This is a genomic window from Actinorugispora endophytica (assembly GCF_004363075.1).
GTDB classification, from domain to species: domain Bacteria; phylum Actinomycetota; class Actinomycetes; order Streptosporangiales; family Streptosporangiaceae; genus Actinorugispora; species Actinorugispora endophytica.
Genome location: NZ_SNYN01000002.1, coordinates 367,256 through 376,914, shown reverse-complemented (window position 1 = coordinate 376,914; position 9,659 = coordinate 367,256). Strand labels below are relative to the sequence as shown.

10 protein-coding genes are annotated in these 9,659 nt (G+C 72.9%); 3 read left to right on the top strand and 7 right to left on the bottom strand.

Annotation, left to right across the window (positions count from 1 at the left end):
* Positions 1-153: 153 nt before the first annotated feature.
* Positions 154-789 (bottom strand): TetR/AcrR family transcriptional regulator, encoded by a 636-nt coding sequence (locus EV190_RS06130; protein ID WP_133740451.1) that lies wholly within the window; start codon positions 787-789, stop codon positions 154-156.
* A gap of 115 nt (positions 790-904) precedes the next feature.
* Here EV190_RS06130 and EV190_RS06125 point away from each other — a divergent pair, with 115 nt between their 5' ends.
* Positions 905-2,329: an amidase gene (locus EV190_RS06125; RefSeq protein ID WP_133740450.1), complete on the top strand. Its 1,425-nt coding sequence runs from the start codon at positions 905-907 to the stop codon at positions 2,327-2,329.
* A 44-nt stretch (positions 2,330-2,373) separates the two neighbouring features.
* Here EV190_RS06125 and EV190_RS06120 read toward each other — a convergent pair whose 3' ends face one another.
* The 4 genes from EV190_RS06120 to EV190_RS06105 all read right to left on the bottom strand — a co-directional run bounded on the left by EV190_RS06120 (position 2,374) and on the right by EV190_RS06105 (position 5,541).
* Positions 2,374-2,724, bottom strand: coding sequence for a hypothetical protein (locus EV190_RS06120; RefSeq protein ID WP_133740449.1), 351 nt, complete (start codon positions 2,722-2,724; stop codon positions 2,374-2,376).
* Between the two features lie 24 nt (positions 2,725-2,748).
* A complete protein-coding gene (locus EV190_RS06115; RefSeq protein WP_133740448.1) occupies positions 2,749-3,165 on the bottom strand; it encodes a nuclear transport factor 2 family protein in 417 nt (138 codons plus the stop codon).
* Positions 3,166-3,461: 296 nt separating this feature from the next.
* Positions 3,462-3,893 carry an Rrf2 family transcriptional regulator gene (locus EV190_RS06110; protein ID WP_133740447.1) on the bottom strand — a complete coding sequence of 144 codons (432 nt, stop codon included), beginning with the start codon at positions 3,891-3,893 and terminating at the stop codon, positions 3,462-3,464.
* A gap of 421 nt (positions 3,894-4,314) precedes the next feature.
* On the bottom strand, positions 4,315-5,541 hold the full coding sequence (locus EV190_RS06105) for a styrene monooxygenase/indole monooxygenase family protein (RefSeq protein WP_133740446.1): 1,227 nt from the start codon (positions 5,539-5,541) through the stop codon (positions 4,315-4,317).
* A gap of 490 nt (positions 5,542-6,031) precedes the next feature.
* Here EV190_RS06105 and EV190_RS06100 point away from each other — a divergent pair, with 490 nt between their 5' ends.
* The gene (locus EV190_RS06100; RefSeq protein WP_133740445.1) at positions 6,032-6,955 is read left to right on the top strand and encodes an NADP-dependent oxidoreductase; all 924 of its coding nucleotides are present in this window, start codon (positions 6,032-6,034) and stop codon (positions 6,953-6,955) included.
* Between the two features lie 61 nt (positions 6,956-7,016).
* Here EV190_RS06100 and EV190_RS06095 read toward each other — a convergent pair whose 3' ends face one another.
* Both EV190_RS06095 and EV190_RS06090 read right to left on the bottom strand, forming a co-directional pair.
* Positions 7,017-7,523, bottom strand: coding sequence for an anthrone oxygenase family protein (locus tag EV190_RS06095; protein WP_133740444.1), 507 nt, complete (start codon positions 7,521-7,523; stop codon positions 7,017-7,019).
* A 116-nt stretch (positions 7,524-7,639) separates the two neighbouring features.
* Positions 7,640-8,479: an NAD(P)H-binding protein gene (locus EV190_RS06090; protein ID WP_208113066.1), complete on the bottom strand. Its 840-nt coding sequence runs from the start codon at positions 8,477-8,479 to the stop codon at positions 7,640-7,642.
* A gap of 81 nt (positions 8,480-8,560) precedes the next feature.
* Here EV190_RS06090 and EV190_RS06085 point away from each other — a divergent pair, with 81 nt between their 5' ends.
* Positions 8,561-9,556, top strand: a complete 996-nt coding sequence (locus EV190_RS06085; RefSeq protein ID WP_133740443.1) for an AraC family transcriptional regulator — start codon at positions 8,561-8,563, stop codon at positions 9,554-9,556.
* Positions 9,557-9,659: the final 103 nt, after the last annotated feature.

Sequence of the window (9,659 nt, the reverse complement as noted above, 5' to 3'; positions counted from 1 at the left end):
CTGTCGGCCGGGCTGCCGCTCATCGAGGACGGGTCCCGGCCCTCCTCGATGAGCGGTGGCCAGCAGATGCGCAACCGCCCCGACCGGCCGGCCGGTCGGGGCGGCCACCGACAGCATCAGCTCCGCCCCTGATCCGCCTGTCGCTTCTCCGCCTCACCCGGCCCGGTCTTCACGGGAGTGAGAGGGCTGGGCCGGTTGCTCCCAGAGGCCGGCCAAGTGCGCGTGGAGGACGTCGTGTGCCTCTCGCGGGGTGAGGTGACCGATGAGGACGTGCGTGGTGAGGCCGTCCGCAAGGGCGAGGACGGTGCGGGCCTCGCGTTGCGGATCGAGGGACACGGCGCGGTCGGTGCCCTCGCCGGCTTCCGAGATGAGGCGGGTGAACGCCTCCTGCACAGCTGCGTAGTTCGCCTTCAGCGTCTTGGCGAGCGCCTTGCTGACAGCCGCCTGCGCGGCGAAGGCGAGCCAGACTCTGGCCTCGGCGCGGTGCGCTTCCCTGAGTAGTGAGATCTCGGCGGCCGCGTGCCCCAGGGCGGTGGCGGCCGACTGGGCCGGGCTCCTGACAAGGCGGGCCCGTACGCGCTCGCTGATCCGCTCGCTGATGTGCCCGAGAGCGAAGACGAGCATCTCTTCCTTGGTCCGGAAGCACCGCTGAACGGCGCCCACGGACACCTGCGCGCGGGCGGCGACATCGCGAAGGGTGACGCCCTCAAGGCCGCGTTCGTCGGCGAGGTGGCAGACGGCCTCGGCGATGAGGCGACGTCGGCTCGCGTGATCCACCTGTCTGGGCATGCCCGGTCGCCTTCCTGTCCCACGGCGTACTTTTTTCGTTGCGCCTGTATCGGTTCCAGGGTACGGTCACGGTTCCGATACGGTCGAATTGGTACGTGGGAAGAGGTCACCGGCCATGCAGGACGCCCTGTGGAGGATGTCGGCCGCCGCTCAGGCGGAAGCCGTGCGCAGCGCGGAAGTCTCGGCCGTCGAACTGGTCGACAGTCACCTCGACCGCATTGCCGAGGTCAACCCGCGAGTGAACGCGGTCACGCAGCTCCTGGCGGAGCGCGCACGCGAGGCCGCGGCACAGACGGACCGTCGGCGGGCCGCCGGTGAGACGCTGGGACCACTCGCGGGAGTGCCGTTCACCGTGAAGGAGAGCACCGCCGTCGAAGGCGTGCCGACCACGTTCGGCGTGGAGCGCTTCCGCGGTCTGGTGGCGTCGGCCGACGCACCCCCGGTGGCGCGGCTGCGCGCGGCCGGGGCCATTCCCATCGGACACAGCAACATCCCCACCCTGATCCTCGCGGGGATGCACACGCGCAGCGAGCTGTTCGGCGACACGGTCAATCCGTGGGACAGCAGCCGGACCCCGGGCGGCTCCAGCGGGGGTGACGCGGTGGCCGTGGCCACGGGGATGGCGGCACTCGGGCTCGGCAACGACTCCGGGGGATCGGTGCGCGTCCCGGCCCAGTTCTGCGGTGTTGCCGGGCTGAAACCGTCCACCGGCCGGTTCCCCGCCGACCACCGCGTCCTCGGCCCCGACGACCCCGGGCCGGCGTCCCAGATGCTGGTCACCGACGGCCCGCTGGCCCGGAGCGTGGGCGACCTACGGCTGGCTTACGAGGTGCTGGCCGGGACCGATCCGCGGGACCCGCGCGCGGTGCCGGTGCCCGCCTACGGCGAAGGGCTCCCCGGGCCGGTGAAGGTCGCGGTCGTGGCGGACCCCGGCGGGCACGGAGTCCACCCCGCGATCCGCGGAGCCGTCGCGACCGCGGCCGACGCTCTCCGCGACGCCGGATACGACGTGCGCGAGGTACGGGACGTGCCGCGGATGGACGAGGCCCTCGAGGCGTACGGCCGGATCACCGTGACCGAGTTCGCCCCGACCTGGCCGGCGGTGCGCCGGCTGCTCGGTGAAGGCGGGGACCGCTACATCGAGATGGCGATGGAGCAGACCCCGCCCGCGAGCGCGGACGAGCTCGTGAGGTTGACGGGCACCTGGATGAGCATTCGCCGCTCGTGGGCCGAATTCCTCGACGCGTACCCGCTGTTGCTCGGCCCGTCGTTCACCGAGCCGCCGGTCGAACCGGGGCTGGAGTCGCGCGACAGGGCGGGCCGGGACCGGGTCGGGTCGGGAATGCGCCTGTGCAGCGTGACCAGCTTCGTGGGCGTGCCCGGCGTGGCAGTGCCGACCGGCGTGGTCGACGGGCTCCCCTCCGGAGTGCAGATCGTCGGACGCGCGTTCCGGGAGGACCTGTGCCTGGACGCGGCGCAGGCGATCGAGGACCGGCTCGGGGTGCTCACACCCGTCGACCCGCGCGTGGGGGCGGGCTGATGGGGGGCGAGACCGGCAGGAGCCGTTGATCGGGTGATCTGTATTCACCCGATGCGCGGCCCGCGTTCTGAGGGCCACAGCGCCGGGGAGCCGGCGTGGGCGCAGGCCGGGCGGGCTTCCTCCACCCACTGGGCCGGCACGTCCACGATCCGGTCCATCCCGCCGATGCCCTCGCGCGGGCTGTCGGCGCGAGGGCGCGAGCTGGGCTCCGCCTGGCCGGGGGAGTCGACGTAGTTGCCCTCGACGGCGGCCAGGCGGTTGTTGACGGTGGCCGCGCCCAGGCGGGCGCCCCGCGCGGTGCGGGTGTTCTTCAGGGTCCGGCGCCAGTCTCGGGGAAGCCCGTGTCCTTGGCGCCGGATCCTGTTTCGATGTTCCTCGACCCCGTGGTCTTCCACGCCTCCGCCGCGCCCGCGACCTGCTCAGCCGGCGTCGAACGCCTTCTCGACGGTCAGCGTGTCCTCGTACAGGTGCATGCGGACGATCCGGTTGTCCTCGACCGTCAGGTGCACGGCCGCCGGTGTGGTGAACTCCTTCCCGGTGGCCACGACGGTGTGCGTCCAGACCGCCAGCAGTACGACGTCACCACCGTCGGCGATGACGCGCTCCAGCACGACCTCGCTCTTGCCGTGCGCGAAGTGCGGCCACATCGTGGTGAAGTACGGCGCGACCTCCTCCCTGCGGGTACGGCGCCCGGACCAGGACAGCGCGTCACTGCCGGGGACATGCCAGTCGATCTCCTCGGCGAACAGTTCCTGGATGCCGTCGGGGTCCTGCCCGGCGAGGCGCTCCACGAACTTCTCGGCCACGATCCGTGAGGTCTGGGTATCTGTTGCCATCGTCCTTGTCCTTGTCTTCTCGTTCGTACGAGGCGTGTCGGCCGGGCCTCAGCCCTGGGAACAGGGAGCGCTTGCCGTTCGGCTCGGCGGCCCGCCGGACGGGATGAGCGCCCCGCCTTCGCGCGGCGCGCCAAGGCCGACCGGCGCGAACCCGGACTCGGTCGGCAGCCGTGTGAAGGCGGTCCTGTCGTCCAGCCGTCCCATGGGACTCTCCGGTTTCTTGATGTAACTATTTTGGTTACATTGATGGGCGTGTGGTGCGGCCCCCTCGATCAGGGGAGGTCGGCGGTCCTGGTTCAGGCGGCTTGCAGGACGTCCCGCAGCACGTCCTCCAGCGTGGTCTTGGCCAGCTCCCTGCGCAGGGCGGCCTCCACGCCGTCGTACACGGCGGTCATCGCCGGCCCGATGCCGTGGCCCACGACGCACTCGGGGTTCGGCGTCGCGCGGTGCAGGGCGAAGACCGGCCCCGGTTCGATCGCCTGGTGGACGTCGAGCAGGGTGATCGCCGCCAGGTCCCGCGCGAGCATCCAGCCCGCCCCCGCCCCCCGTCGCGAACCGGCCAGGCCGGCCTTGCCCAGCTTGGCCAGCAGGCGGCGGATCACCACCGGGTTGGTGTTGACGCTCGTCGCGATCTGCTCGGAGGTGGCGACCTCGTGGCCGCGCCGTTGGTACAGCCCGATCCATGTCAGGGCGTGCGCCGCGATGGTCAGCCTGCTGTTGGCGCTCACGTCGGACTCCTCCCCCTCACCCCTCGACTTCAGTCGTAACAATAGTCGTTACGACTGCATGCGGCAAGTCCTGGGAGGCGGGCCGGTCTCGCCAGCCCGCCTGGCGCGTGTCCCCGGCCTTCCACACGACGCGGCAGGCAGTGCTCGGCAACATGGGATTTCAGGCTGTCGTCCGCGACGACGTCCAGACGGTTCCGAGGCACCCCGGAACCACGGTGAAGCAGTGGCGCCAGAGGGCCCGCGCCCCGCGGCCCGAGGCCAGGCCGGCCCCGGGAGAAGCGGCACGAGCGTCTGCGGCGCCGCCGGTGGGCGCGGTAACGGGAGGGATCGCGGCCGCGGAGACCGACGAGGAAGACCCGTACCCCCCGAGGGGGATACGGGCCTTACCACCGCCCCTGATCCGGTCCGCTACGCCGGATTCCTACGACAGTGCCGCCAGCGCCTGGGCGGTCGTCTCCGGCGTGGCGAGCTTCTCGGCGAGCTTCATGGGGTTGTCCAGCCCGCCCAGGATCAGGTCGGAGACGGCCTGGTCCGTGCTCAGGCTCTGCAGCAGTCCGGCGACGTGCGGCGGGGTGCTCTCGGGGTTCGCCCCCGAGAGCAGGTCCGCCAGCCACGCCGTGTACTTGGCGTACTCCCAGTAGTCGTCGAAGGCGCCGCGCATGAACTCGGCGTCGAAGGGCTCGTCGCCGTGCCGGAGGATCCGGTTCAGGTAGATGTGCGCGCAGGCGGTCGAGTTGTTCCAGCCCTGCATTATCGAGGGCGCGCTGGAGAAGACCACGTCGGCCATCCCCAGGACGCGGCCGCCCGAGGGCAGCGTCCCGACCGGGTCGCGGACGTAGGGGACGACCTTCTCGATGTTGACGCTGAGCTCGTCGACGAGCCGGGAACCGGCGAGCTGCGCGTGCATGTGGGGCGCGCGCTCGGCGAAGACGTCGAGCAGCCGCGCGAGCGTGCCGTCCGGGGACAACCGCTCCCCGGAGAAGTCCAGCGGCCCGCCCGGGGCGGCGTACAACGTGACCCGGTGCGCCTGGCCGTAGGGCGTCAACGCGGGGTCCAGGCACTGGGTGCCCAGCCCGTCGATGAAGTTGACCTGGAACTGGTCCCCCTCCTCACCGCTCGCCCCCTGCACGTAGGCGTCCACGGCGATCAGCGGCTGCCCCCCGGCCGAGCGGGAGTGGTCCCGGTCGAACAGCTGGCCGAGCTCCCCGCCGCCCACGGCCACGACCACCAGGTCGTACATGCGGGTGAAGTAGTCGATGTCGGAGACGGTCGCCCCGTGGATGGTGACCTTGCCGCCGCGGTCCTCGAACGCCTCCAGCCAGTCGGCCATCTTGACCCGCTGGTCGATGCACACCCCGCCGCCGGCGATGTGCCCTATGAGCCGGCTCGACACCTCGCCCTGCTGCGTGGTGCGGGTCATGACCGTGGTCATCAGCATCGGCGCCCGCCCCTCCCAGAAGTCCAGGCCCATGCCGCGCTCGTAGTCGAGCACGCCCGGGAAGGACAACTGGCCGACGGAGACCGAGCCGTACCGGACCTCGTCGGACGTCCGCCCGGTCAGCAGGGTGACGTCGTAGCCGTTCCCGAGCAGCCCGTGGGCCAGGAGGAGACCGGACTGGCCGGCGCCGACGACCAGGATTCTTCGCATGGAATGGTGCCTATCGCTGTGGTGTGCGGGCAAAGCCGGGCGCCGCGCGCCGCGGACTCTGGCTTGTCCGATATCAGTGATCTGTGCGGTGACCACTGAGAAACGATACGTTTCTACCATTAAATCCTGCTATTGATCCACGCCACAGGAAAGGGATCGAGAAACAGAACGCGCCTCGGGCCCCGGCGGACCAGCAGCGCCACCACACACAGCGCGCCCGACCCGCTGAACACCGTGTTCACCCACACCGCGCCACCGATCACCGCACGAGCGGCCCGAAAGACGACATGTGCGAGGATCGGGCCATGGCCGCTTCCGCGCGCCCGGCCCCGGACGGAACCGCACCGACGCGGGCTTCGGCACCGCCGCCCCGCCACACCAACACCCGCACGCGGCCCCACCACCCACCGCGACACCTTCCACGGCCCGCCACGCCCCCGAAACAGCGCCACCGACCAGCCCGCACACCCCACACACCGGAGGAAACCCCGTGGCCAAGGCCGTCCGCTTCACCCGCTACGGCGACCCCGACGTCCTCACCCTGGACGAGGTCCCCACCCCCGAACCCGGCCCCCGGCAGGTCCGGATCAGGGTGCGCTTCGCCGCGGTCAACGCCTACGACTGCAAGGTCCGCCGCGGCCTGTTCGCCCAAACCCCCCCGGACGCGCCCACCGGGACCGGCCTGGAGGCGTCGGGAACCATCGACGCCGTCGGCCCCCGCGTCACCGCCTGGACCCCCGGCCAGGCCGTCTTCGGCCCCCTCTCGCCCGCCCTGGCCACCCACGCGCTGGCCGACACCGGCGACCTCGTGGAAAAACCCGACTGGCTGCCCTTCGACGAGGCCGCCGCCCTCCCCGTCGCCACCGAGACCGCCCACCGCACCCTGCGCCAACTCGACGTGCGCCCCGGCCAGACCCTGCTGATCCACGCCGCGTCGGGCGGCGTCGGCCAGGCCGCCGCCCAACTGGCACTCGCCCGGGGAGCCCGGGTCATCGGCACCGCCGGCACCCGCAACCACGCCCTCCTGCGCGCCACCGGCGTCCACCCCGTCCCCTACGGCGAGGGCCTGCGCGACCGGATCCGCGCCCTGGCCCCCGACGGCGTCGACGCGGTCCTGGACGCCTCGGGCCGCGGCGTGCTCGCCCTGTCCGTCGAACTCGCCGGAAGCCCCGAGAAGGTCATCACCATCGCCGACGACCACGCCGCCGACCACGGCGTGCGCTTCTCCGGCGGCGGCCCCGGCAACACCCCCGCCGCCGACGTCCTCACCGAGGTCCTCCCCCTGGTGCGACGCGGCGCGCTGCGCGTACCGGTCGGCCGCGTCTACCCGCTGGACCGGGCCGCCGACGCCCACCGCCTCAGCGAACAGGGACACCCCGGCGGCAAGATCCTCGTCGCCGCCGACCACGACTGACCCCGCCCCGGCGCCCCTCCTCCCCCGGGGACAGAACCCCGAAAGGCACAGGCAACCCCACTCAACCCGCGAGGCCCTGCCCGTGGAGCACCAGCGCCCACGCCAGGCAGCCGAACGCCGCCGCCGACGTCACCGCGCGGACGGTGTTCCACCTGACCCACCCGGCCTCGAAGTCCCGGCGCGCCTTCGCCGGGTCGACGATCCGCTCCGGCGGCCCGGCCGCGTCCAGCGCGTTGTTGAGCGGGACGTTGGCCGCGCCCGTGACGGCCAGCGTCGCCACGCACAGCACGAACCCCGCGACGGTCCACCCCAGCGCGCCCCGCCCGCCGCCGCCGAGCATGAGCCCCGCCGCGGCAAGGGACAGCACCGGCGCGCCGAGCAGGGCCAGAAACAGCCAGGGGTTGACGATCGCCACGTTGATCCGCTGCATGGCCTCCACGAAGGTCCGGTCCCCGGCCCCGCGCAGGCCCGGCATGACGGACATCGCGAAGGCGTAGAACAGGCCCGCCAGGAGCCCGGTGGCCATCGTGGCCGCGACCAGCACGGCACCGCCCAGCACTTCGGTCATGGTGTTCCTCGTCCTTCGTGTACCGGGAAGCGTTCGACGACCCGGGATTCTCGCGCGGCCGCCGCCCCCGGGAAGACCCCCGCCCCGCGAGGGCCCTATCGCCGGCCCTTCCGGGGTCAGGCGTCCCAGACCCCGGTGGCGGCCGTGGCGCGCGCGTACTCGGCGAAGTCGCGGGGCTCCCGGCCCAGCGCGCGCCGCACCCCGTCACACAAGGACGCGTTGCGCCCGTCCAGGATGTCGGCCAACAGGTCGGAGAAGGGGCCGGTGAACTCCGGCGGCGCCCCCTGCCCCGCCATGGCGGCCGTGAACTCCTCCAAGGAGACCGGCAGATACCCCACCTCGCGGCCGACGGCCCTCGCGATCTCCGCGACCGCGCCGGCGAACGTCAGCAGCCGGGGGCCGGTGACCTCGTAGAGCTCACCCGCGTGCCCGTCCCCCGTCAGCGCGGCGACCGCGACGTCGGCGATGTCCTCGGCGTCGACGAACGGCTCGGCCACACCACCGGCGGGGAACGCGACCACACCGCCCCGCACCCCCTCCACCAGGAAGTCCTCACTGAAGTTCTGCGAGAAGAAAGCCGCCCGCACGATCGTCCACTCGACCCCGCAGTCGCGCACCACCTGCTCGCTGCGCCGGGCCCCCTCCTCGCCGCGCCCCGACAGCAGCACCAGGCGCCGCACCCCGGCCTCGGCCGCCCGCGCGGCAAACGCCCCAATCGTGTCGGAGGCCCCCGGGAACCCCGCGTCGGGCGCGTACGCCAGGTACACCGCCCCGACGTCTTCCAGGGCGGGCGCCCACGTGGCCTCGTCCTGCCAGTCGAACGGCGGCTCCCCCGACCGCGAACCCACCCGGACCGGGAGGCCCAGACCGGTGAGCCGCCCGGCCACCCTGCGGCCGGTCTTACCGGTGCCGCCCAATACCAGTGTCGTCCCGCGCTCTCGCGTGTTCTGCGTCATGCCCCAAGTCAAGCGCCCGGCACCCGGGCGGGCCATCGCCCAGAGGCTCGCCTCCATGTCCGAGCGTCTACACTGCCGCCTATGGACGCACTCGCGGGTCTTCTGGACGGGCCGCGGGCCCGCGGCGCCTTCCTGCTCCGCGCGGTATTCGACCCGCCCTGGTCCATCCGCGTGCGCGACGAGGCGCCGATCACCCTGATGGCCGTGGTGCGCGGCTCGGCGTGGGTGGTGCCCGACGACGGCGACCCGCTGGAACTGGGCGTCGGGGACGTCGCCGTCGCGCGCGGCCCCGAACCGTACACGATCGCCGACTCCCCCTCCACCGAGCCGCTGGTCATCGTCCACCCCGGCCAGCACTGCACCGACCCGGCCGGCCGCCCCCTCGCCCAGGAGATGGGCCTGGGCGTCCGGTCCTGGGGAAACGACCCCGACGGCGCGACGACCGTCCTCGTCGGCACCTACCAGAGGAGCGGAGAGGTCAGCCGGAGCCTGCTCACAGCGCTGCCCACACTGCTGGTCCTGCCCCACGGGGCCTGGGACAGCCCCCTCATGGCGCTGCTGGGCGAGGAGATCGCCAAGGACGACCCCGGCCAGGATGCGGTCCTGGACCGGCTGTTGGACCTGCTGCTCATCGCGGTCCTGCGCACCTGGTTCTCCCGCCCCGAGGCCCGCGCGCCCGCCTGGTACCTGGCTCTGGGCGACCCCGTGGTGGGGCGCGCGCTGCGGCTGATCCACGGCGACCCGGCCCGCCCCTGGACGGTGGCGGCCCTGGCCGCGGCCTCGGGCGTCTCCCGCGCGGCACTGGCCCGCCGCTTCACCCACCTGGTGGGAGAACCCCCCATGGCCTACCTCACCGGGTGGCGCCTGGCCCTGGCCGCGGACCTGCTGCGCTTCCCCGACACCACCGTCGCCTCCGTCGCCCGCAAAGTCGGCTACGCCACCCCGTTCGCGCTGAGCACCGCCTTCAAACGCGTCCACGGCGTCAGCCCCCAGCAGTACCGCCTGGGCGAACCACCGTCAGAACCCCGGAAGAAACCGGAAACGCCGAGACGCCGCGTCCGCGTGCCGTCCCCCTGACCACGCCCCGCACGACGACCGGCACCCGCGCCGCGCAACACCGGTGAGCGGCGGAGCCCTTTCGGGCCCGCGGCGCCACCGCCCCCTCGCGAGGAGACGGCCC